Origin of the sequence: Staphylococcus sp. EG-SA-15 (assembly GCF_017151895.1) — a bacterium.
In the GTDB taxonomy this organism is placed as follows: Bacteria; Bacillota; Bacilli; order Staphylococcales; family Staphylococcaceae; genus Staphylococcus; species Staphylococcus aureus.
This window is the reverse complement of the sequence record NZ_JACVZN010000001.1, coordinates 1-22,811: the sequence shown is the minus strand read 5'-3', so window position 1 is coordinate 22,811 and position 22,811 is coordinate 1. Positions and strand designations below refer to the sequence as shown.

Below are 22,811 nucleotides of genomic sequence, written 5' to 3'. Positions count from 1 at the left end.
TTAAATCATATTTTTTATAACAAAGATATTTTAATAGAAAGTAGCATAAAGGTCAATTGACGTGAAAAATTGCAAGATAAGTTTAAGCAATTCTTGTAACACAATTATCCAAAAATGATACAATATAATAATGAGTGAAAAAAGACGAAGAAAGAAGTGAAATGGATGGCTACGGGCGTATTAGAGGACGATATTGTCAAAGAGATATATGGCAGCTCAAAGGAATGGGTTTCAGTTGAAGTGAAATTATCACAGTCACTAGACCCGAGCACATTATTTCATCTCACTGACAATGAGGCAGGAGATCGCTTTTATATGCGTTTGAATGATAATCGAACGTCATATTTTGGCTACAAAGCAATTCAATTATTCAAAAATAATTCTAAAAATAAACAATCTATTTTTAAAGACTGGGAAAAATTAAAACATAACATCACATTTATACATCCGCAATCTGAGAAACATCATCTTCGAGTTGTTGGAGGGTTCCAATTTTCAAGTCATAAATCAGATGATGAATGGCGAGAGTTTGGACTAAATCATTTTGTATTACCTGAAGTTTTAATTTCAACTGATAAAAATGGGACATTTTTAACTTATACAGTTAAAAGGGAAAGTTTTACTGTTGAGGCATTGAACGATTTAATGGATTTGTTCAACAATATATCGGACATAGATGTGGACGAGCAAATTGGGGGAATTACTAGAAATGAAGATATTTATAAAGATGACTGGCGTCAACTTGTAGTAGAAGCTATAGAATCTATTAATAATGAAGAAAAAATTGTACTAGCACGTAGACGGTTAATAAAGTTCGATAAAGATATCAGTATTCCATATATTCTAAAGCAAGCATATTCTAAAGAAAAAAACAGTTATATATTCTTGTTAGAATCACAAGATTCTATATTCTTTTCACAAACACCTGAACAATTAATAAAGGTCAATAATAAAATACTATCGACTAAAGCTGTAGCAGGTACAATTAAACGTTCACAAGATGAGGACGAAGATACAAAAAATGTTGAAGCATTTTTAAAAGATAATAAAAACTTAATCGAACATCGATTTGTTGTTGACAGTATTTTACATGATATTAAACCTTATATCACTGAATTACATTATGATAAGACGCCTAAAATTCTAAAAAATGATCATTTATATCACTTGTACACTGAAATAAAGGCGCCACTGAAGGATGATTCGTATATTAGTTTAATTGATAATTTACATCCAACACCTGCTTTAGGTGGCTATCCAAAAGAATTTGCGATGGATTTTATTGAACAGAAAGAATTTGGTACACGAGGATTATATGGTGCGCCGGTTGGCTATATAGATATATATGATGATTGTGAATTTATTGTTGCAATTCGTTCGATGCTTATTAAGAAAGCACAAGCAACTTTATTTGCTGGGTGTGGCATTGTTAAAGATTCTGATCCAGATAGTGAATTGGCAGAAACGAACCTTAAGTTCACACCTATGATGAATGCATTAGGAGTCGATATGAATGGGAAATCATAAAGCAGCTTTAACGAAGCAAGTTTTTACATTTGCATCTGAGTTATATGCGTACGGCGTAAGGGAAGTAGTTATCAGTCCGGGATCACGCTCAACGCCACTTGCACTTGCATTTGAAGCACATCCAAATATTAAAACATGGATACACCCCGATGAGCGAAGTGCAGCGTTTTTTGCAGTTGGGTTAATTAAAGGTAGTGAAAGACCTGTCGCTATATTATGTACGTCAGGTACAGCAGCAGCGAATTATACGCCTGCAATTGCTGAAAGCCAAATTAGTAGAATTCCATTAATCGTTTTAACAAGTGACCGTCCGCATGAATTAAGAAGTGTAGGCGCACCACAAGCGATTAATCAAGTAAATATGTTTAATAATTATGTAAGTTATGAGTTCGATATGCCTATTGCGGATGATAGTAAAGAGACCATTGATGCAATTTACTATCAAATGCAAATTGCTAGTCAATATTTATATGGACCACATAAAGGGCCAATTCATTTTAACTTGCCATTTAGAGATCCGTTAACACCTGATTTGAATGCAACAGAATTGTTAACTTCTGAGATGAAGATTTTACCGCACTATCAAAAAAGTATAGATGCATCGGCATTAAGACACATTTTAAATAAGAAAAAAGGTTTAATTATTGTAGGGGATATGCAGCACCAAGAAGTTGATCAAATACTAACGTATTCAACGATATATGATTTGCCTATTTTAGCTGATCCTTTAAGTCATTTAAGAAAATTTGATCATCCGAATGTTATCTGTACATATGATTTGCTGTTTAGAAGCGGCTTAGACTTAAATGTGGATTTCGTAATTCGTGTTGGGAAACCAGTGATTTCTAAAAAGTTGAATCAATGGTTAAAGAAAACTGATGCATTTCAAATATTAGTGCAAAACAATGATAAGATTGATGTCTTTCCAATAGCACCAGATATTTCATATGAGATTTCTGCGAATGATTTCTTTAGGTCATTAATGGAAGACACGACAGTTAATCGCGTAAGTTGGTTAGAAAAATGGCAATGCTTAGAGAAAAAAGGGCGTAAAGAAATTAAATGTTATTTGGAACAAGCTACAGATGAGAGTGCATTCGTTGGTGAATTGATTAAGAAAACATCTGAAAAAGATGCGTTATTTATTAGTAATAGTATGCCTATCAGAGATGTAGATAACTTGTTATTGAATAAAAATATAGATGTCTATGCGAATCGTGGTGCGAATGGTATTGATGGTATCGTTTCAACTGCACTGGGTATGGCTGTGCATAAACGAATAACATTATTGATAGGTGATTTGTCATTTTATCATGATATGAATGGACTATTAATGTCAAAATTAAATAATATTCAGATGAATATTGTATTATTGAACAACGATGGTGGCGGTATTTTTTCATATTTACCACAAAAAGAAAGTGCAACCGACTATTTTGAACGGTTGTTTGGCACACCGACGGGATTGGATTTCGAGTATACAGCTAAGTTATATCAATTCGATTTTAAACGTTTTAACAGTGTTTCAGAATTTAAAAATGCCACATTATTATCTGAAACTTCGACGATTTATGAATTGATAACGAATCGCGAAGATAACTTTAAACAGCATCAAATTTTATATCAGAAATTGAGTGAAATGATTCATGACACATTATAAATACTATGAAGCAAACGTTGAGACCAATCAAGTTTTAGTATTACTGCATGGTTTTCTTAGCGACAGTCGTACTTATTATAATCACATCGATAAATATACTGATATCTGTCATGTCATCACTATAGACTTACCAGGACATGGCGAAGATCAGTCTTCAATGGATGAAACGTGGAATTTTGATTATATTACGACGTTGTTAGACCGAATTTTAGATAAATATAAAGATAAATCAATAACATTGTTTGGATATTCAATGGGTGGGCGTGTTGCATTATATTATGCAATTAATGGTCACATCCCTATATCTAATTTGATATTAGAAAGTACGTCACCAGGTATTAAAGAAGAAGCAAATCAATTGGAACGCCGTCTTGTTGATGATGCACGTGCTAAAGTATTAGACATAGCAGGTATTGAATTATTTGTTAATGATTGGGAAAAGTTGCCATTATTTCAATCGCAACTAGAATTACCAGTTGAAATACAACATCAAATAAGACAACAACGATTGTCTCAATCGCCACATAAAATGGCCAAAGCATTAAGAGATTATGGTACAGGTCAAATGCCAAACTTATGGCCGCGCCTGAAAGAAATTAAAGTACCAACATTAATATTAGCTGGAGAATATGATGAAAAATTTGTACAGATTGCGAAAAAAATGGCAAATTTAATTCCTAATAGTAAATGTAAATTAATTTCTGCTACAGGTCATACAATTCATGTGGAAGATAGTGATGAATTTGATACAATGATATTAGGATTTTTAAAGGAGGAGCAAAATGACTAACAGACAATGGGAAACACTTAGAGAATATGATGAAATCAAATATGAATTTTACGAAGGGATTGCTAAGGTAACAATAAATCGCCCTGAAGTACGCAATGCGTTTACACCTAAAACAGTTGCTGAAATGATTGACGCATTTTCACGTGCACGTGATGATCAAAACGTTTCAGTTATCGTATTAACTGGTGAAGGTGATTTAGCATTCTGTTCTGGTGGTGACCAGAAGAAACGTGGACATGGTGGTTATGTAGGTGAAGACCAAATCCCTCGCTTAAATGTATTAGATTTACAGCGTTTAATTCGTATTATTCCAAAACCGGTTATCGCGATGGTAAAAGGTTATGCTGTAGGTGGCGGTAATGTACTAAATGTTGTTTGTGACTTAACGATTGCTGCTGATAATGCTATTTTTGGACAAACTGGTCCTAAAGTAGGTTCATTTGATGCGGGTTATGGTTCAGGATATTTAGCACGTATCGTTGGACATAAGAAAGCACGTGAAATTTGGTACTTATGTCGTCAATACAATGCACAAGAAGCTTTAGATATGGGTCTAGTAAATACAGTGGTACCTTTAGAGAAAGTTGAAGATGAAACTGTGCAATGGTGTAAAGAGATTATGAAACACTCACCAACAGCGTTACGATTCCTTAAAGCAGCTATGAATGCTGACACAGATGGTTTAGCTGGTTTACAACAAATGGCTGGGGATGCAACATTGCTTTATTACACAACTGATGAAGCGAAAGAAGGCCGTGATGCGTTTAAAGAAAAACGTGATCCTGACTTCGATCAATTCCCTAAATTCCCATAAGTTATTTTGAATATGATATTAAGTCACTTGCGTCGTTTATTAGCGACGATAGGTGGCTTTTTTATTTTATAAGAATTTAAAAGGGCATTTTAATTAATTATCATAAAGATAAGATAGTTTGAGAAAAATTAATAGAGAAAGAATAAATGTTAAAGATTATTATTACAATGAAAAAACGAGCTGGTGAGAAATTGAATTCTCGCCAACCCGCTTTATGAAGTGAAATCATTTAAATTAGTTATACTAAGCGCTCATAAACGATTGGTCGCGAAGTGCCAATACCTTGTTTGGATGACGTTTGCATGAGGATATGCTGTGTATCATCATAATCAAGAATATAAATGATTTCTTCATTATCAATAGATGAAAATTTAATGCGTTGATGTGCCGTATCTATAAAAAGAATATGATATTGATTGTGACTTGTATCATCGCCATGACGTATACAAATTGATTTTTGTAATTGATGATTACTCCAATTACCAATGAATAAATTGATATTGGTTTGTTCTAGATGTGTGAGTTTGGTTGTGTCGTAAACTAAATTTATAAATTGTAGTTGATACATAGTTTTACCTGCCTTTAATCAATATCTATATTACTTTTTAGTAACCTATCATTGAACCATACCAGTTATAATCACGATTGAATGATAAATGTAATAGGCTTGAATCTGCATCTTGGATTGATAATTCTGTATCCCAAGGATTCCAGTAAATAAGTTTTTCTTGGTCATTAATTTTAGCATTACCAACAACTGCTAGCGCATGTCCTAAATGTGGGTCATTAGGGTTTTGAGATACACTTTGTGCAAGGATCATAATTCCTACATTATCTTTTGTAAGTTGATCAACTTGTTCATATGATGGTACGCCTTCTTGATAATGAATATCTCTGCCTTGTGATTTACCGTATTCAATCATTTGATTAGGGAATGTTGCACAATTAGGAAGGTCTTGCTCACTTACTTCAGGGTATAATGTACGCATAATATCATGTGCATTATAAGTGTCTGTATTTTTAGTTGCATTTAATAATGCTGCCATACTGAATCCTGCACACCATGAGTTATCGAATTGTTGTTCTCTAATTTTGAAGTTTTTTAATGTATTTTCATATTGAACTTGATCTTCTTGTATCGCTTCGTTTTCTTCAACTTTAGTAGGTGTTACTGTATTTTTTAACTCTTGTTTCAATTTTGCTGAAACTGTTTTAGCACTTTCTTTTTCTTTTACATTACCAGGTAGAGGCGTAGCTTTTACTAATCTAACTTTGCCATCTTCTTCAAAATAAAACCCTTTTTCATCAGTAAGAACAGTGATATTTGAATTTTTATCTTTAATTTGGTCTAAATCTTTAGCGATGAAGTTTGAAATTTTAACACTGTAATTCATGTCTTCTTTTGATTTGTTTAAATCATCTTTATTTTTAGGGCTAAGTGTTAAAGTATAAACAATTTTACCGTCTTTTATAACTGGATAATAGTAACTATTATCTTCTTCACCATTAAATTTATAAATTTTAAAAGCTTCGCCAAGTTCATATTTACCAGTTTTTGCATTACTTTGTTTATCTAATGCTTTAGCATAACCAGCAAATTGTTGTTGTGCTAGATCTTTTACTTTTTGAGGTACTTTGTCACTCTTAACATTAATTTCTAGCTGTTTAGAGTGTGTATCGGCTTTGGCTTTATTGTTATTAGCAAATGCGCCTAGTGATAAAATAAGCATTGAAACCATTATGATGCTTATAATATTGAATACTCTAGATTTACATGAACTATTCATATAATACCCTCCATTTAAATCAAAATATTTTACGTTGCTAAGACTTTGCTTCTATTTACTAAATCTAAATTAAGATGAAGTTTATGCAGCGTCAGGGTTGTCTGAATTATTGTTATCGCTATTGTCTGGATTATCAGGGTTGTTAGGGTTGTCAGGGTTATTTGGTTCATCTGGGTTGTTAGGGTTATCAGGATTGTTAGGGTTATCAGGATTATCTGGGTTATTAGGTTGGTCATCGTTGGCAAAATGGATATCTTCAATATTTTGTTTTAAGAAGTTGCGTACATTTTCATTAATAAATACCGCACCATTAAATTCATTTGGTACACCGCCCCAATGAATTCCGATCACTTCATTTTTTTCATTAAATACAGGTGAACCTGAGTTACCACCAGTTGTACTTAAATCATATTGCATAGCTTCGCCTTTGAGGTAAGTGATTTTTCCTTTACTTTCCCACATTGTTGCTACAGGTTTATCACCAGGATATCCTGTTACAGTAATATTTTGGTTAACTTGTGTTTCAGCATTATTACTCATTGTTGCTGGTTTAACTACTTCACCAATATGTTTGTTTTGTTCATTAGGGGAGAATTTAACTATTGCTAAATCACCTTCGCCTGAATATTTAGTGATTTGTTCAGCAGTGAAACCACCATTTGGATAATTGTCTTGGTTAATTGCAGAAGGGAATGCTTTTAAAGCATGAGGATCACCGTGCGTAGCATCTACGACGTGTTTATTTGTTAAAAGAGTATCTTTACCTACAACTACACCGGAAGCAATAAATGTACCAGTAGGTGCTTCAACTTGAATATAAGTTACGGGTGCATAATGACCATTCATTGTATCTGTGATTTGGTGACGATCATTATTTGGTAATATAACATTTGCGTGTTCACGTTGTTCTAATGGTTTAAGGTTACCGCCTTTTTGAATCTTAGGTGTTTGCTGTTTGCTTGACTGCGTTTGTTGTGGATGATTGTCCATAGCCTTTGATGATAACGCGTTTGCTGCTGGAGAACTCACAAGTGTCGCTGTTGTCAAAGTTGCAACGAATAAAGAACTAACTTTTAAAAATTTACCTTTCATCTAAAAACCTCCAAAAAATTTATTTACAAGTTAAATATAACACTAAAAATTTTTAAGTCAATAAGAATATATAAATAAATTAAAAAGTTTTTGTAAAGATTAGAGTTTACAAAAACATTAAGGGGATTAAAATTGAATTGTATTATACTTTATTCAATTGAGTTAAATTGATAAGATCGTCAATTGTTTGCATTTATCTAAAAGAATAAATAAGAAAGGAATTGAGAGCGAATGGAAAGTATTTGTTTATAATAATAAATAGTAACTTTTGAATAATAATTGTTTGGCCAAAGGTAGATTAATATGAATGGTGATATATTATTTGAGTGCTTAAGTTTCGAAGAACAATTATAAGTTAGCATATTAAAACCTTTTGATAGAATCATTTTGAGTGAGGTGTTTAAAGGAGAGGAATATAACTCGGTAGTATTTACAGTCTCTATAGAGTATTATTTAAAACTTATAGAATATAAAAAACTGAACGTACTATGAATTTAGTTCACGACGTCCAGTTCAACATATCATTTTTATTTAGTATTTAAATATTTAGCAAGTCTCTTCATACCTTCTTTTAAAACATCCATTTCATAAGCATAGGAAATCCTTACAAATCCTTTACCGAATTCTGTAAAGGATGAGCCTGGAACGATTGCTAAATGTGTTGATTCAAGTAAATCGACACAAAATTCGAAATCGTCATCGGTGATATGTTTAATACTTGGGAAAATATAAAACGCGCCTTCAGGTTGAGCGGTAATCTCAAAACCTAATTTAGTTAATTCAGATACTAAATAATTTCTTCGTTCTACATAAGCTTCGTTCATATATTTAGGAGCTTCTAATCCTTCGTTAAGTGCTGTTATACATGCTATTTGAGCTGGAACATTGGCACAAATACAATTATAGGCGTGCATAAATGTTAATTTATCAATCAAATATTGAGGTCCTAATAGAAAACCAATTCTTATTCCGGTTGCTGAGTGTGATTTACTTAAACCACCAATTAATATTAATTGATCACGAATGTCTTCAAATTCAGCGAAGGATACATGTTTACCACTAAATGTATTTTCAGCATAAATCTCATCGCTAATAATAAATATCGGATATTTTTTTAATACATTTACGATATTTAAAACTTCATTTCTTTTTAAAACTACGCCAGTTGGATTAGTCGGATAATTTAACAAGACAGCTTTTGTCTTTGGAGAAATATGACTTTCTAATGCATCAGGTGTAATTTTAAATTGTGTTGCTGTTGTATCAATATAAATTGGTTTACCACCTAGTACTTCGATGAGTGGTATGTAGCCTGCATAAATTGGTCCCGGTATTATAATTTCATCTCCAGGCTCTATGATAGAACGTAACGTTGTGTCTATTGCTTCACTTGCTCCATTTGTCACAATAATTTCTTCAGGATCATAGGAAAAATGATAACGATTTTTGAAGTATTGACTAATTGCTTCGCGAGTTTCTAATAACCCTTTATTGTGAGAGTATGATGTCTTGTCATTGTTAATAGCATCAATATATGCCTTTTTCACAACATCAGGCATCGGGAAGTCTGGTTGGCCAATAGTTAAATTAACACAATCATCCAAATTATTCATACGATTTGAAAATTGGCGAATACTTGGTGCTCTTAAATATTTAGAATTAGAATTTAAAGAAAGTTTCATTTGTGACACCTCAAATATAAATCAAATATTGTCTAAAAATTTAGAAATTAATAATATCATAACATACTTTTAAAGCAAAAAAGGGTAAATTACTTAAGCTTTATTTGAAAAACGAAAAATGTCTAAATACACTGTAGTAACTACTTTTCAAAATGAATAAAGTGGTTACAGTTAATGTACTTAGACAGTATAAAATTATGAATCTTTAAACTGTGATGGTCTTTGTAAATTAATTATTGGATTTGTCCATTTACAAACAAAGTTTGTAGATAATACATATACGATGATTACAGATATACTTATTAAATAAAGATAAGTCATTAATGATATAGGATTATCGAATGGGTACCATTCAAATCCTCTAACAATGCCAATAATTAAACCATGTAATAAATATACGTATAGCGTACGACTACCAATATAAGTATATAATTTTTTCTTTGTTGACATTAAATTTAGAAACGCAGTCATTGCGATTAATATAATTCCATATAATATAAGTCGTTTAAAAGGACTGAATATACTCTGTCCTTCATTTTCAAGTGAAGTATATGGTGAACTTCCCAATAACCAATCTGCATTGATAGGATGAATCACGTAAACGATAAAAAACAAAATAAAGGTAATGATAGATACTGGTATTAGTTTTTTATTTTTAAAAATAGCCGTATGTTTTTTGGTGAAAATGTAACCTAGATAAAATATTGGGAAAAATACGATTGTCCTTGAAATGCTTAAGTAGCTATCGATGTTATCTGAAAAACCTGCTCCAATAGATATAATAATTGAAACTGATAGCACTTTATATGGATTAAATCTTCTAACTATTACTAAAATGACATGAAAGAAAAATAGCGTGATCAAAAACCATAACGCAAATACTGGGTTAAAAGGATCAAGTTGTAATTCGTCACTTTTACCTGTTAAGAAATAATAAATTGAAAAGAATGCAAAAAATATCATATAAGGTACTATCAAACGTTTTGAAATTTTTTCTAAATAGTATGGTTTATCAATATTTTTCGCGAAATAACCAGATATAAACAAAAATGTTGGCATATGGAAACTATAAATAACTAGGTATAATGCTGATAAATATTTATCGCCACTAGTGTAGGGTTGTAACATATGTCCAAATACGACTAATAATATTAAAATTGCTCTTGCGTTGTCAAAAAAATAATCTCTCTCTTTTAATGAAGTCATATTTTATCTCCTTTATGTCCATAAGACTCTTACTAATTTATTATATTTTGTATTAGTTATGCAACAAATTTGTCTATTGTGTCGAATAGTATTGTAAAAATTATAAAAAAAGCATATAATATTATAAATAATATGTAGTGGAGTAGAACAACATGTATAAACAACTTGAAAAACTTATTACACTGACTAACAATGACTTAAACTTAGTGAATAGAAGATTTGGACAACGCACGGATATCACATCTGAACAGCTAGAACTTCTCCGTATTTTATTTAATTACGATCGCTTATCACAGTATGATTTGACGATGAAGATTAGCAGGGAACAATCTATAGTTTCAAGGTGGATTAAGAAATTAGTTTTGAAAGGGTACATCACAAGTCAACAATCTAGCGAAGATTTAAGATGTAAAGAATTAATTTTGACTGATCAAGCACGTACATTAATTTCACAAATAAATAATGCACGTTGCGAATTGATTGAAGCAAGATGTCAATGTTTATCGGAAGTCGAATTAGACAATTTAAATCAATTACTTGATAAGTTAAATCAACGACGCATATCGTTGTAACACGACAATAGCAAACACATAATTTAGTGTCATTGTGCACACAATAAAAATTGAATCATGAATTACAAGCAAAAGTAGCGGTGATTGTTAAAATTGATGGTAAACAATCACCGCTATTTTTGCTTGTGTATGTATAAAAAAGGGATCAAAGGTCATCCCCCATGATTGATAGTGGGGGATGACTTTTGATCCTATGTTCATGTTGCTTATTTATATTGTGGGATGTCGAAGTATTTGCCGACTTCGCCAATTTTATCATAGTAGCCTTTGATGATTTTAGCATTGATGTTAGCCCAATCTACATCTGTAGCATATTGGTGTGTTCCTGGATGTGCAGGATTCCATCTCATTTTGTAAAGTGTATTTTGACCAGCTTTTACATATGAGTTGCCGATGAATTTAGCACCACCAACGATTGCTTTTGATACTGTGTCCCAACCAGCTTGTTTAGCATATTTAATACCTTCACGTAAAGGATCGTTATCATATGCAGCAATACCAAATACGTTATGGTATTTCGTGTTTGAGTTAGTTACAACTTTGTTGTTCACTACATCTGCACCTTTCGCTAATTGAGAAGTACCGTTACCTGTTTCTAATAGGGCATGTGAGATAAGATAAACTTCATTAATGCCATACATTTGAGCAGCTTTGTTAAATGCAGCACCTTGGTTTTCTAATACACCTTTACCTTTTAAGAATTGATTAATTTTATCAATAGAAATATTTTGTGGTTGGTCTAAGCGTAAGAATTGATATTTTAATGCTGGATCTTGAGCTAAACGCTTCGTATCCATTGCATGCTTAACATCATTAAAGTTAGCATCTGTCCACTTACCTGGTACACGTTGTACTTGTGGTTTATATTGTAAACCAGCTTGTATTTGAGCAACTTGGTTTAATGTCATACCTGTTTGATTATACTTAATTAATTCTTTAGCTAAATCAGTTGATTTAATCCATGCTAATTTACCGTTAGATAATTTACCATAGTACCAAGTTTGTCCATTAATGACTTGTTCTTTAACAACTGCGAATGGTTGTTCATTAAATGCTTTTAATGAGTATTTAGCTGTATCAGAATTTGGTGTTACATAGTAATAACCATTACCATTTTTAATTACATAAGTGTAGTTATAATCTTTGGCAGCTGATGTAGTTGGTTTCACAGCAGTTGGTGCAGTTAAATCTTTTGCATTTACCCAACCAGTGCGGTTATTAATAGTACCGTATAAATAAACATCTTTGCCTACAGATACTTGTTTCGTTGCATTAAATGTACCTTGAGCAATGTTATTGCCTGTTAAAATGACTTGGTTTTTAGTACCCCAAGGAACCATTGATAAGCCGTTATTTGATTTATTAACAGTATATTTTTGAGTCGTTTTAACTTCTTTGCCTAAGTTTTGAACATTTAAGTCTTTTACATTGAACCAACCTAATGGGATGTTATGGCTTGTATTGTTTAATAATACATACGTTTCATTACCATGAGCACGCTCTTTTGTTACATAGAACGTACGGTCTGCATATTTCGCACCGTTTTTCGCTGTTTTTTCATAAACAGAAGCACGAATACCAGTGTTGTTTGGTTTAACTTGAGCAATCTTGCTAACTGTTTGAGTCGTTTGTGGTTTAGTAACAGTATAAGCTTTTACAGCTGTTTTTGGTTGTGCTACTGCTTTTTTAGGTGCAGCAGGTACAGCTAAATATGCTTTACTAACCCAACCAGATTTACCATTTACAGTTCCAAATAAATAGATAGATTTATCAATTTGTTGTTGCTTAGTCGCTTTAAAAGTTTGGTTACCTGTACCAGAAACCGCACCAGCTTCTTGTTTATAAGTGCCCCAAGGTACTGAATATAATTTAGTGCCTGGTTTTACTGTATATGTTTGCATTACATTTACAGGTGATTTTGCATTGTTATAAATAACGTCACCTTGTTTAACCCAACCAATTAAAGTTGGACTATTGTAATCTTTAACTAAGTAGAATTTGTTTCCACCTAGACTTGCTTCTTTTGTTACAGCAAATGTTTTTTGAACTTCTTTCGTTGGCTTACCAGTTTTGTCATAAACTGTAGTGAATAAGCCATTGTTTTTAGCATTAATTTGAGCAACACCGTTTAATGATGAAACTGTTAATTTATTATTTGTTGTAGGTGTTGATGGCTTAGGTGTTGGTGTAGGCGTAGGTTTAGCAGTATCAACTAAATATGCTTTACTTACCCAACCAGATTTACCATTCACAGAGCCATATAAATAAATTGATTTATCAATTTGTTGTTGCTTTGAAGCCTTAAATGTTTGGTTTCCAGAGCCAGACACGCTACCAGCAACTTGTTTAGATGTACCCCAAGGTACTGTATAAAGTTTCGTACCAGGTTTGATTGAATATGATTGATTTACATTTACAGGTGATTTAGCTGTGTTGTAAACCACATCGCCTTCTTTAACCCAACCAAATTTATTACCAGAATTGTAATCTTGAACAAGATAGAATTTTTGATTACCTAATGTAGCTGTTTTAGATACAGCAAATGTTTTTTGAACTTCATTAGTTGCTTTACCAGTTTTGTCGTAAACAGTAGTATATAAACCACTATTTGTTGGTTTGATTTGTGCGACACCATTGTTTGCTGCAACTGTTAATTTACCAGTTGATGGTTTCGACGGTGTTGTTGGTTTTGATGGTGTAGTAGGGGTAGTTGAAGATTGCGTACCCCATGGCGCCACTTTACCCATTTTTATTAAATATTTTTCATTAATTAAGTCATATAATTGATCATAACTATAATTATGACTTCTTAAATATCCATGTGGATCGGCATGGTCCGTACCACCTAAATATTTACTTACAGCGTAGTGAGTCCATACTGTACCATTTCCATCATACTCAGCACTGTCTGGTTTTAAACCATAATATTGTAATTGTGTAGCTGCATAGTCAGCATAGTTATTCATTGAACGTGCAAATGAAGCATAGTCGTGTGTGTGTACGATTTCAACATTGATGAATCTAGGGTTACCGACTGCACCGACACCCCAAGATAAGTAATCCGTTGGTGCTGTTTCGATTATACGATCCCCATCAACAAATGCATGTACGAATGCGTTTTGATAGTTATTTTTCATATAACTAATTTCACCATTTATCGTCGAACGATCATTAGCTGTATCATGAACTACGATACCTTCAGGACGGCCAACACCGTTACGGTATGCGTATTTAGGGAAGTAAGATGTGTAATCTTCTTCGATTTTAGGTGCTTTTAAATTATTTTTACGAATATAATCATTAATTGATGAATTTACCTGAGGTTTATATTTAGGTAAAGACGTCTTTGGTGCTGCAGCAGCTGATCTTGGTTGTGCTGAAGCGCTAAAAGTAGTTACTTTAGGTGTCGCTTCAGTTTTAGCTTTAGGTGCTGATGTAGTTGCAGCTTTAGGTGCTGCGGCTTTATATTGCGTTTCAAGAGCTGCAGGTTTAGCAGCTGATTTAATTAATTCTGGATTAATTTGATTTTCTGAATTATCATCTTCATCATCAACTAAACTATAACCAGCATTTGTAACATTAGTGTTAGTTTTAGGTGCTGTAGTGCTTGTTGACTTTGTAACAGGCTGCGTATTATTTGTAGTCGCTGATTGATTAGCACGAGTGTCACCATTTACTTGTGCAGTATCAACTTTTTGACTTACTTGAGCATTGCCTGTTTTGTTATTTGCTGTTTTTGGTTGGACAATAGCAGGGTCTTGATATACTTGAGTGCCAGAAATGTTTTGCGTTGGATTTTTTACCTCAGCTTTTGCTTGTTCAGTAGTTGCTTTAACTTTATTACTATCTAAAACGTTTTTATTAGTAGTTTGATCTTGTGTCGTCTCAGCTGCTTGAACTTGATGTGCAGTGACTGCTGAACCTACAAGCGTTAATGCAACCATTGATGGTAGTTTGTAATTGAATTTTTTCGCCATTCTATTTATTACTCCTAACATTTATTAATTATTACTAACATTATAGTACCTGTTTTATATACCTGTGCGTATTTAACCAATTTGTAATATACTCTTAATTTACATTTTCACTGTAAAAAAATGAAAAAAATTTTGAATCTCAATGGTGACGTGACAAATCAAATAGAATTGATGTCAATTTAAGAATTGGTTTATTACAAATGTTTCTAAAATAGATACAACTTTTTTTAATTAAGCGAGGTTAACTTTTTTGTCATTTCAATATGCTCGATGCCTTCCTCAAGAAATATATTACCTCTCATTTTAAAGTTTAAACTTTCATAAAATGGGATAGCATGACATTGGGCATTCATAGTAGCTACGTAAAAACCTTCATCTTTAGCTAATGATTCTACAGCTTGCATAAGCATTCTACCCATTCCTTGTCCACGATGTGATTTCATCACAGCTACTCGTTCTATTTTGACAGTTGTTTCATTAATAGGGCGTATTCGAGCAGTGGCAACTGGCTGTCCATTATCATATCCAATGAGGTGAATAGATTCAGATTCATATTCATCAATTTCACTTTCCTCAGGGACGCCTTGTTCTTCTACAAACACTTTCTTTCTTATATAGAAGCAATCTTCTAACATCTTTTGATTGTTTACTTTTGAAAACATAAAATTCCTCCACATCCTAACAAAATCATTTACATTTAATTTACTAATAATAACATAGAATAACGATTGTTATTTTCCTCAAAAATAATTAGACATAAAAAAGCTATAAAGATGTTTGTTGTGAATCATCTTTATAGCTAATTAATTATTAATGTTATAGTGCTTCTTTTCTAATAATTGCTGTATATTGCCAAAAGATTCGCATTTGAGCAATATTCCAATTATTCATTCCCATTGTAAATCCTGAAGGCTTAAATATATTCACATCAGTTACTTCTAAAGCTGCTGCAACTAAATATTGTAATGGAATGCTAAGTGATTTCATTGTTTCGGTAATGCCATTTTCATCATATACCCATGAAAATGGTAACTCTGATTCGAAAACATCAACACTATTGAAAATTTCAGGTAGGGCTAAAATATAACATGCACCATCTACAATAGGATTGTCGATACTATTTTTGTAATAAATTAGGAGTGCTTCATAGTTTTCTCGATGCTCATGATTGACGTAAAAAAATTCACTTCTAAAATGAGCCATATCTTGGCTATGAATGATTTGTTGTTCTAACATATTAAACATGCCATTTATATTTGCAATCTTTTCGTATGTTTTTCTACTCATGTATGATGCTCCTTTCATAAATAGTAAATGTTAATCGTCATATAATATTAATTTACAACACCATTTTGGTTATTTGAAGCTTGTGGCGTTTGTTGAATATTACCTTGATCTTGGTTAGTGTTTTGACCCGTAGTAGGTTGTTGCTGATTATTGACACCATTGTTGTTATTACTATTATTACTGTCGTCAGTATTATTCGAAGATTTATCTTTATCTGTCGTATCATTTTGTTCTTTTCTCAATAAACTACTATCTAAAGGCGTTAACGGTATTAATGAACCATAATGATTAATGACACGTTGATCTAAGAAATCATTTTTATCATTAATAGGTGATAATTCTAAGTCTTTACGAAGTAAGTTTGCATATTTTTGAATGCTTTCAACACTTGGATGATAATAGTAAATACCATTTAACATATCATCTTTACCTTTTAATTGCGCAGTTTTAATTTCAACATCATTTGTTAAGTACATTTTTGCTAAAGCTTTAATTTCAGAGTTAGTTAAATTATGCTTTGCATTTTTACCTACAATTTGAATCACGTTATCAAGTTTATCAATAGAATCAACTTCCTGTGCTTTTTGGAATAAAATCTTAATTAATTCCATTTGACGTTGTCCACGTTTTAAGTCTGAATCATGATGTCTAGTTCTAGCAACTGCTAAAGCCTCATCACCATTTAATTTTTGGTACCCTTTTTTAATTTTAATCTTACCAGTATCATCTGTGTTAGGTTCATTTAAGTCGTATGGCACATCATAGTATATGCCACCAAGCTCATTTACAGCCTCGACAAATGCTTTCATATTGACTCTCACATAATAATCAACAGGTACATTCATGGTAGCTTCTACCGAATCCATTGCGGCAATTGGACCACCATATGCATGTGCGTGGGTAATCTTATCGTAATAGCCAACTTTAGGAATGTAGCTGATAGTATCACGTGGAATACTAAGCATTCTAATTTGATGTTTTGATTGATTAAAAGTAGTTAAAATCATAGCGTCTGATCTAGAGTGTTCAGCATCCTGTCCTTTTTTTCTTCTTCCATCGTTATCATCGATACCTAAGAAAAGAATAGAGATAGGTTGTTCTTCGGGATTGACTTTATTATCTCTTAAGTTGGATTGACGATTAGCATTTTTGCTGTCTTGAGAAGATTCGAATGCATCTTGGGACGTTTTAAAAAGTAACGTAGCGAAGACTATTGGAACAACAATGAGAACCAATGCTAGAAGGATCAAAAAGTATTTTAAAAATTTATTCATGATTGATGCTCCTATATTAAATTTTTGTTAAATCATAATCATAATTTTAAAATATAATTAGTTGAACGATATTTATACAACTTCATTACTAATACATTATAGCCTTAAATTGTAGTACTTTATAGTAAAAAATACAAATGTTATGTCAAAGTTCCTTGTAATTTGAATGTTTTGTTAAAATCAAAAAGCATTTTTAAAAATATAATGCGACTTTAGTATGATGTCTTAAAAAATTTAAAGGCGTAATATAAATTCGAGTGATTTATACAAAGTGATAAGGTATAATTAATTTTGTTGTATAGATAACATATTAGAAAAACTTATTACTATGTAGCGTAAAGCATAAATGAATGATAAGTTAATTTTTGTAAGTTGTATTATTAGGCATCTAGATTCAAATTTTTAACGATTTAAATATATAAAATGAATACATTGTGAGGCAATTATCAAATGAAATTTAATAAAGTAAAACTAGTTATACATGCGTGTGTACTATTATTTATCATTATTTCTATAGCGTTAATTTTTCATCGATTACAGACGAAGACACATTCTATAGACCCAATACATAAGGAAACAAAATTATCAGACAATGAAAAATATTTAGTGGATCGTAATAAGGAAAAGGTTGCGCCGTCTAAACTAAAAGAGGTATATAATAGCAAGGATCCTAAATATAAGAAAATTGACAAGTATTTACAAAGTTCATTATTTAACGGTTCAGTAGCTATATATGAAAATGGCAAATTGAAAATGAGTAAAGGTTATGGATATCAAGATTTTGAAAAAGGTATTAAAAACACACCGAATACGATGTTTTTAATAGGTTCAGCTCAAAAATTTTCAACAGGGTTACTGTTAAAACAGTTAGAAGAAGAACATAAAATAAATATCAATGATCCAGTAAGTAAATACCTTCCATGGTTTAAAACATCTAAGCCTATCCCATTGAAAGATTTAATGTTGCATCAAAGTGGATTATATAAATATAAATCCTCAAAAGATTATAAAAATTTAGATCAAGCAGTTAAAGCGATTCAAAAACGTGGTATTGATCCTAAGAAATACAAAAAGCATATGTATAACGATGGGAATTATTTAGTACTTGCGAAAGTAATTGAAGAAGTTACAGGTAAATCTTATGCTGAGAATTATTATACAAAAATAGGAGATCCTTTAAAACTTCAGCACACAGCATTTTATGATGAACAACCTTTTAAAAAATATCTAGCAAAAGGTTATGCTTATAATAGTACAGGACTTTCATTCTTAAGACCTAATATTTTGGACCAATACTATGGTGCAGGTAATTTATATATGACACCAACAGATATGGGTAAATTAATTACTCAAATACAACAATATAAATTATTCAGTCCTAAAATAACCAATCCATTATTACATGAGTTTGGTACGAAAAAGTATCCAGATGAATATCGATATGGTTTCTATGCTAAGCCAACATTGAATAGACTTAACGGGGGATTCTTTGGACAAGTCTTTACTGTTTACTATAATGATAAGTATGTAGTTGTACTTGCATTAAATGTAAAAGGAAACAATGAAGTTCGAATCAAACATATTTATAATGATATTTTAAAACAAAATAAACCTTACAATACGAAGGGTGTTATTGTTCAATAATTAATATAGAAGATATAACATGTATATGGCATTAAGGCATCGACCTTATCTGACCAGTATACGAGTTATATCTTCTTTTTTATAGTGGTAAAAAGTTTAAAGTATAAGGTTGAAGAAGGATGAGTTTAAAAATATGTGTTAACTGATAAAAGGGGAAATCATTTGGTGAGTTGGCATCAGACTAAAATGAATGAAGACGAATACGTTGGTCCATGCGTGGTGTGAATGTTTTCTAAATCTAACTGGAAATGATAATTTAATAATGTACACTTTTGATTGTTTAAACATGTACAATTTTTAAAAACCTAGGGATAATTTTATTGACGTGAACAACATTGAGATTATCTTTAGACATAAATATGGATTTTGAAGTTACTATATTTATTAGTTGTGGTTGTTAATGTATTAATTGAATTGATTATAATGATTGTCTTATAAGATATAGAAGGGGACTTAACCATTTAAAAATTGAAGGAAAATAAAAACCAGCTAACAAAAGTGTTAGCTGGTTAAACTTTACATTATTAAAATGTTGTTTATAAGTGTGAAGAGTGACCGCCTTGCATAACCCAATATGTTCCGACAACGAAACAAAGTGTAATTACAAGAGCAAAGATAACTTTGAATGTTTGTAAACGTCCATCTTTACCTTCAGTTAAATGCATGAACATTAATAATTGAAGTCCTGCTTGGACGAATGCAAAGCCAAAGATAATTGTCAACTTCGCGTGGAATGTTAATGACGTGTATAGTGTTACGTATACTGCTAAAAGCGTTAATACGATAGATGCGATAAATCCTACAGTATGTTTCATTATTGTACTCATCCGCTATACACCATCCCTATCATATATACGGCAGTAAAGATGAAAACCCAAACAACATCTAAGAAGTGCCAGTATAAACTTACTATAAATAATTTTGGCGCATTATATTTGTCTAATCCGCGTCGTTGGATTTGGATTAATAAACAAATGGCCCAAACGATACCTAGCGATACGTGACAACCATGCGTTCCTAATAGGATAAAGAAACTAGACCAGTAAGAACCAATTGTTGGGTTAACGCCTTCTGATGCATAGTGTGCGAATTCATAAATTTCGAATCCAACAAAGACTAAACCTAAAAGTAACGTAATGATCATCCAAAACATCATTAACTTTTGTTTTTCTTGGCGCATGTAGTAAATAGCAATACCACATGTGTAAGAACTGAATAATAATGCAAACGTCATTATTAAAACAAGAGGCAATTCAAATAACTCAGTAGTCATTTTACCTGCATAATCGCCACCATGTTGCAAAGTTAATAGTGTCGCAAATAGGGTACCGAATAACGCAAATTCGGCTGTAATGAAAATCCAAAAGCCAAGCTTATTTAATTCGCCTTCATGTGTGCGTGAATCAATAGTGTTTGTATCATGACTCATGACTTACAGCCTCCCTTTCTTTAATACGCGCTTCTCTTAATCTAGCTTCAGTTTCAGCAACTTCAGCAGCAGGGATATGATATCCGTGATCGATTTGGAAACTGCGATAAATCATAGTACCAAAAATACCGAATAAACAAATTAATGCTGGAATTACAGTTTCGAAAATTAAGAAGAAACCGCCGATAGTCATAAAGATACCAATCCAGAATCCAACAGGAGTATTGTTTGGCATATGAATGTCTTTGTAATTATGGTTGTCTAAGTAATGACGACCATGTTCTTTCATATCAACAAATGTGTCGTAGTCATTCCAATCTGGTGTAATGGCAAAGTTGTATTTAGGTGGAATTGCTGATGCAGTAGTCCACTCTAGAGTACGACCAAGGCCATCCCAGTTATCTCCAGTTGCTTCACGTGGAGATTTGAAGTGACTGTATACGATACTAACAACAAGGAATAAGAATCCGATTGCCATTAATAATGCACCGATAGTTGAAATTAAGTTTAATAAGAACCAACCATCTGATGGCATATAAGTGTATAAACGACGTGGCATACCATCTAATCCAAGAATGAATTGTGGTAAGAAACAAACGTTAAATCCGATCATGAAGAACCAGAAGCACCATTTGTTTAATGTTTCGTTTAATTTGTAACCCATCATCTTTGGATACCAGAAGATTAAACCAGCTAAGCAGGCAAATACAACACCAGTAACCAATGTATAGTGGAAGTGAGCTACTAAGAAGTACGTATTGTGATATTGATAGTCAGCTGATGCCATTGCTAACATTACACCCGTAACACCACCTAAAAGGAAGTTAGGGATAAATGCTAATGAGAATAGCATTGGTGACTCAAATGTAATACGTCCTTTATATAATGTTAATAACCAGTTAAACAATTTCACACCAGTTGGAATACCAATCAGCATTGTTGAAATTGAGAAGAATGAGTTGATTAACGCACCATTACCCATTGTGAAGAAATGGTGAACCCAAACTAAGAAACTAAGGAACGCGATACCGGCAGTTGCCCATACCATACTTTGATGTCCGAATAAACGCTTACGAGCGAATGTCGGGATAATTTCTGAGTAAATACCAAATGCTGGAAGGATAACGATATAAACTTCAGGGTGCCCCCATACCCAGAAGAAGTTAGCCCAAAGCATTGGCATACCGCCATGTGCAACTGTGAAGAATGCTGTGTCAAATATTCTATCAGTTGTCATTAATGCTAACGCTACTGTTAAAGGAGGGAAAGCAAGAATAACAATTAATGTAGTAATAAATGTTGTTACTGTAAACATTGGCATTTGCATAAACTTCATAGTTGGTGTTTTACATCTTAAAATTGTTACAAAGAAGTTGATACCTGTAGCTAAGGTACCAAGCCCTGAAATTTGTATAGCTATTAAGTAATAGTTAACACCCGGACCAGGACTGAATTCACCTGCTAGTGGCGCATAGTTTGTCCAACCAGCTGCTGGTGAACCACCAATAATAAATGACAGGTTGAATAAAATCATACCTGCAAAGAATAGCCAGAAACTTACGTTGTTTAATACTGGGAATGCAACATCACGTGCTCCAATTTGTAATGGAACAACGATATTCCATAAACCAAAGATAAATGGCATTGCCATGAAGATAATCATGATTACACCATGTGTACTAAAAATTTCGTTATAGTGGTTAGATTCTAAAAATTTGTTATCAGGTACTGTTAATTGCGCACGAATAAGTAACGCATCAATACCACCACGGACGAACATTAATACGGCACAGATTAAATACATAATACCGATTTTCTTATGGTCTACAGATGTGAACCATTCTTTGTAAAGATATTTCCATAATTTAAAGTAAGTAATTACTGCGATTAAACCAATAACTAAGAATGGGGCACCAATTTGTGCCATTGTAATCATCCAGTTACCTTTAACTAGTAATTGATCCCATGGAAAATTCATTAATGTCCACCTCCATGATCATCATTGTCTTGATCTTGCGCATCTTTTGAAATTTTCTTCATTTCTTTCGCATTTTTCGATTCATCTTTCTT

The 22,811-nt window shown here is 32.3% G+C and carries 21 protein-coding genes; 8 read left to right on the top strand and 13 right to left on the bottom strand.

Annotated features, from left to right (window positions below; genetic code table 11):
* Positions 1-134 precede the first annotated feature (134 nt).
* From IDG64_RS15100 to menB, 5 genes are read left to right on the top strand one after another with little or no spacing between them, the layout of a single operon-like run.
* The gene (locus IDG64_RS15100) at positions 135-239 is read left to right on the top strand and encodes a hypothetical protein (protein ID WP_001791731.1); all 105 of its coding nucleotides are present in this window, start codon (positions 135-137) and stop codon (positions 237-239) included.
* Entirely contained in the window at positions 193-1,527 is a 1,335-nt protein-coding gene (locus IDG64_RS00095; RefSeq protein ID WP_223223665.1) for an isochorismate synthase, read from the top strand. The genes IDG64_RS15100 and IDG64_RS00095 overlap by 47 nt, the downstream gene beginning before the upstream one ends.
* Positions 1,514-3,187 carry a 2-succinyl-5-enolpyruvyl-6-hydroxy-3-cyclohexene-1-carboxylic-acid synthase gene (gene menD, locus IDG64_RS00090; protein ID WP_000526687.1) on the top strand — a complete coding sequence of 558 codons (1,674 nt, stop codon included), beginning with the start codon at positions 1,514-1,516 and terminating at the stop codon, positions 3,185-3,187. The genes IDG64_RS00095 and menD overlap by 14 nt, the downstream gene beginning before the upstream one ends.
* Positions 3,174-3,977 (top strand): 2-succinyl-6-hydroxy-2,4-cyclohexadiene-1-carboxylate synthase, encoded by an 804-nt coding sequence (gene menH / locus IDG64_RS00085; RefSeq protein WP_000150199.1) that lies wholly within the window; start codon positions 3,174-3,176, stop codon positions 3,975-3,977. Before menD ends, menH begins: the two co-directional genes overlap by 14 nt.
* Positions 3,970-4,791: a 1,4-dihydroxy-2-naphthoyl-CoA synthase gene (gene menB, locus IDG64_RS00080; protein WP_000184947.1), complete on the top strand. Its 822-nt coding sequence runs from the start codon at positions 3,970-3,972 to the stop codon at positions 4,789-4,791. Before menH ends, menB begins: the two co-directional genes overlap by 8 nt.
* 238 nt (positions 4,792-5,029) lie before the next feature.
* Here menB and sspC read toward each other — a convergent pair whose 3' ends face one another.
* From sspC to IDG64_RS00055, 5 genes are all read right to left on the bottom strand, one after another.
* Positions 5,030-5,359, bottom strand: coding sequence for a staphostatin B (gene sspC / locus IDG64_RS00075; RefSeq protein ID WP_000284457.1), 330 nt, complete (start codon positions 5,357-5,359; stop codon positions 5,030-5,032).
* Positions 5,360-5,396: 37 nt separating this feature from the next.
* Positions 5,397-6,578, bottom strand: a complete 1,182-nt coding sequence (sspB, locus tag IDG64_RS00070) for a cysteine protease staphopain B (RefSeq protein WP_001088782.1) — start codon at positions 6,576-6,578, stop codon at positions 5,397-5,399.
* A gap of 81 nt (positions 6,579-6,659) precedes the next feature.
* Positions 6,660-7,670, bottom strand: a complete 1,011-nt coding sequence (gene sspA, locus IDG64_RS00065) for a Glu-specific serine endopeptidase SspA (RefSeq protein WP_000676542.1) — start codon at positions 7,668-7,670, stop codon at positions 6,660-6,662.
* Between the two features lie 527 nt (positions 7,671-8,197).
* Positions 8,198-9,352: an aminotransferase class I/II-fold pyridoxal phosphate-dependent enzyme gene (locus tag IDG64_RS00060; protein WP_000777577.1), complete on the bottom strand. Its 1,155-nt coding sequence runs from the start codon at positions 9,350-9,352 to the stop codon at positions 8,198-8,200.
* 195 nt (positions 9,353-9,547) lie between these two features.
* The gene (locus IDG64_RS00055; RefSeq protein WP_000202439.1) at positions 9,548-10,558 is read right to left on the bottom strand and encodes an acyltransferase family protein; all 1,011 of its coding nucleotides are present in this window, start codon (positions 10,556-10,558) and stop codon (positions 9,548-9,550) included.
* Between the two features lie 152 nt (positions 10,559-10,710).
* On the opposite strand from IDG64_RS00055, the gene IDG64_RS00050 reads away from it, so the two are divergent.
* Together IDG64_RS00050 and IDG64_RS00045 are read left to right on the top strand one after the other, a co-directional pair.
* Entirely contained in the window at positions 10,711-11,130 is a 420-nt protein-coding gene (locus IDG64_RS00050) for a MarR family transcriptional regulator (protein ID WP_000278015.1), read from the top strand.
* 50 nt (positions 11,131-11,180) lie between these two features.
* A complete protein-coding gene (locus IDG64_RS00045) occupies positions 11,181-11,267 on the top strand; it encodes a hypothetical protein (protein ID WP_001803994.1) in 87 nt (28 codons plus the stop codon).
* Between the two features lie 69 nt (positions 11,268-11,336).
* Here the strand turns inward: IDG64_RS00045 and atl are convergent, their stop codons facing one another.
* From atl to IDG64_RS00025, 4 genes are all read right to left on the bottom strand, one after another.
* Positions 11,337-15,107, bottom strand: a complete 3,771-nt coding sequence (gene atl / locus IDG64_RS00040; RefSeq protein ID WP_001074563.1) for a bifunctional autolysin — start codon at positions 15,105-15,107, stop codon at positions 11,337-11,339.
* 227 nt (positions 15,108-15,334) lie between these two features.
* A complete protein-coding gene (locus IDG64_RS00035) occupies positions 15,335-15,769 on the bottom strand; it encodes a GNAT family N-acetyltransferase (RefSeq protein WP_000491986.1) in 435 nt (144 codons plus the stop codon).
* Positions 15,770-15,923: 154 nt separating this feature from the next.
* Complete coding sequence (locus tag IDG64_RS00030) at positions 15,924-16,394, bottom strand: osmotic stress response protein (protein WP_000088431.1); 471 nt, start codon at positions 16,392-16,394, stop codon at positions 15,924-15,926.
* A gap of 47 nt (positions 16,395-16,441) precedes the next feature.
* Entirely contained in the window at positions 16,442-17,668 is a 1,227-nt protein-coding gene (locus IDG64_RS00025) for a polyisoprenyl-teichoic acid--peptidoglycan teichoic acid transferase (protein WP_001031976.1), read from the bottom strand.
* 450 nt (positions 17,669-18,118) lie between these two features.
* Between IDG64_RS00025 and fmtA the strand changes: the two genes are divergently transcribed.
* Positions 18,119-19,312 carry a teichoic acid D-Ala esterase FmtA gene (fmtA, locus tag IDG64_RS00020; RefSeq protein ID WP_000671243.1) on the top strand — a complete coding sequence of 398 codons (1,194 nt, stop codon included), beginning with the start codon at positions 18,119-18,121 and terminating at the stop codon, positions 19,310-19,312.
* 536 nt (positions 19,313-19,848) lie between these two features.
* Here the strand turns inward: fmtA and qoxD are convergent.
* The 4 genes from qoxD to IDG64_RS15095 all read right to left on the bottom strand — a co-directional run.
* Positions 19,849-20,127, bottom strand: coding sequence for a cytochrome aa3 quinol oxidase subunit IV (gene qoxD, locus IDG64_RS00015; RefSeq protein ID WP_001797236.1), 279 nt, complete (start codon positions 20,125-20,127; stop codon positions 19,849-19,851).
* An 8-nt stretch (positions 20,128-20,135) separates the two neighbouring features.
* Positions 20,136-20,741, bottom strand: a complete 606-nt coding sequence (qoxC, locus tag IDG64_RS00010) for a cytochrome aa3 quinol oxidase subunit III (RefSeq protein WP_000017736.1) — start codon at positions 20,739-20,741, stop codon at positions 20,136-20,138.
* On the bottom strand, positions 20,731-22,719 hold the full coding sequence (gene qoxB / locus IDG64_RS00005; protein WP_001010762.1) for a cytochrome aa3 quinol oxidase subunit I: 1,989 nt from the start codon (positions 22,717-22,719) through the stop codon (positions 20,731-20,733). The genes qoxC and qoxB overlap by 11 nt, the downstream gene beginning before the upstream one ends.
* Positions 22,719-22,811: hypothetical protein (locus tag IDG64_RS15095; protein ID WP_241012139.1), on the bottom strand; the 93-nt coding region annotated here is incomplete at its 5' end. The genes IDG64_RS15095 and qoxB, both read right to left, overlap by 1 nt.

What these genes read in the sequence shown, in the direction of transcription:
- sspA (WP_000676542.1), bottom strand. Translation starts at nt 7,670, where the DNA reads ATGAAAGGTAAATTTTTAAAAGTTAGTTCTTTATTCGTTGCAACTTTG.
- sspB (WP_001088782.1), bottom strand. Translation starts at nt 6,578, where the DNA reads ATGAATAGTTCATGTAAATCTAGAGTATTCAATATTATAAGCATCATA.
- atl (WP_001074563.1), bottom strand. Translation starts at nt 15,107, where the DNA reads ATGGCGAAAAAATTCAATTACAAACTACCATCAATGGTTGCATTAACG.
- IDG64_RS00060 (WP_000777577.1), bottom strand. Translation starts at nt 9,352, where the DNA reads ATGAAACTTTCTTTAAATTCTAATTCTAAATATTTAAGAGCACCAAGT.
- sspC (WP_000284457.1), bottom strand. Translation starts at nt 5,359, where the DNA reads ATGTATCAACTACAATTTATAAATTTAGTTTACGACACAACCAAACTC.
- menB (WP_000184947.1), top strand. Translation starts at nt 3,970, where the DNA reads ATGACTAACAGACAATGGGAAACACTTAGAGAATATGATGAAATCAAA.
- IDG64_RS00025 (WP_001031976.1), bottom strand. Translation starts at nt 17,668, where the DNA reads ATGAATAAATTTTTAAAATACTTTTTGATCCTTCTAGCATTGGTTCTC.
- IDG64_RS00050 (WP_000278015.1), top strand. Translation starts at nt 10,711, where the DNA reads ATGTATAAACAACTTGAAAAACTTATTACACTGACTAACAATGACTTA.
- fmtA (WP_000671243.1), top strand. Translation starts at nt 18,119, where the DNA reads ATGAAATTTAATAAAGTAAAACTAGTTATACATGCGTGTGTACTATTA.
- menD (WP_000526687.1), top strand. Translation starts at nt 1,514, where the DNA reads ATGGGAAATCATAAAGCAGCTTTAACGAAGCAAGTTTTTACATTTGCA.
- IDG64_RS00030 (WP_000088431.1), bottom strand. Translation starts at nt 16,394, where the DNA reads ATGAGTAGAAAAACATACGAAAAGATTGCAAATATAAATGGCATGTTT.
- qoxB (WP_001010762.1), bottom strand. Translation starts at nt 22,719, where the DNA reads ATGAATTTTCCATGGGATCAATTACTAGTTAAAGGTAACTGGATGATT.
- qoxD (WP_001797236.1), bottom strand. Translation starts at nt 20,127, where the DNA reads ATGAAACATACTGTAGGATTTATCGCATCTATCGTATTAACGCTTTTA.
- IDG64_RS00055 (WP_000202439.1), bottom strand. Translation starts at nt 10,558, where the DNA reads ATGACTTCATTAAAAGAGAGAGATTATTTTTTTGACAACGCAAGAGCA.
- IDG64_RS00035 (WP_000491986.1), bottom strand. Translation starts at nt 15,769, where the DNA reads ATGTTTTCAAAAGTAAACAATCAAAAGATGTTAGAAGATTGCTTCTAT.
- menH (WP_000150199.1), top strand. Translation starts at nt 3,174, where the DNA reads ATGACACATTATAAATACTATGAAGCAAACGTTGAGACCAATCAAGTT.
- qoxC (WP_000017736.1), bottom strand. Translation starts at nt 20,741, where the DNA reads ATGAGTCATGATACAAACACTATTGATTCACGCACACATGAAGGCGAA.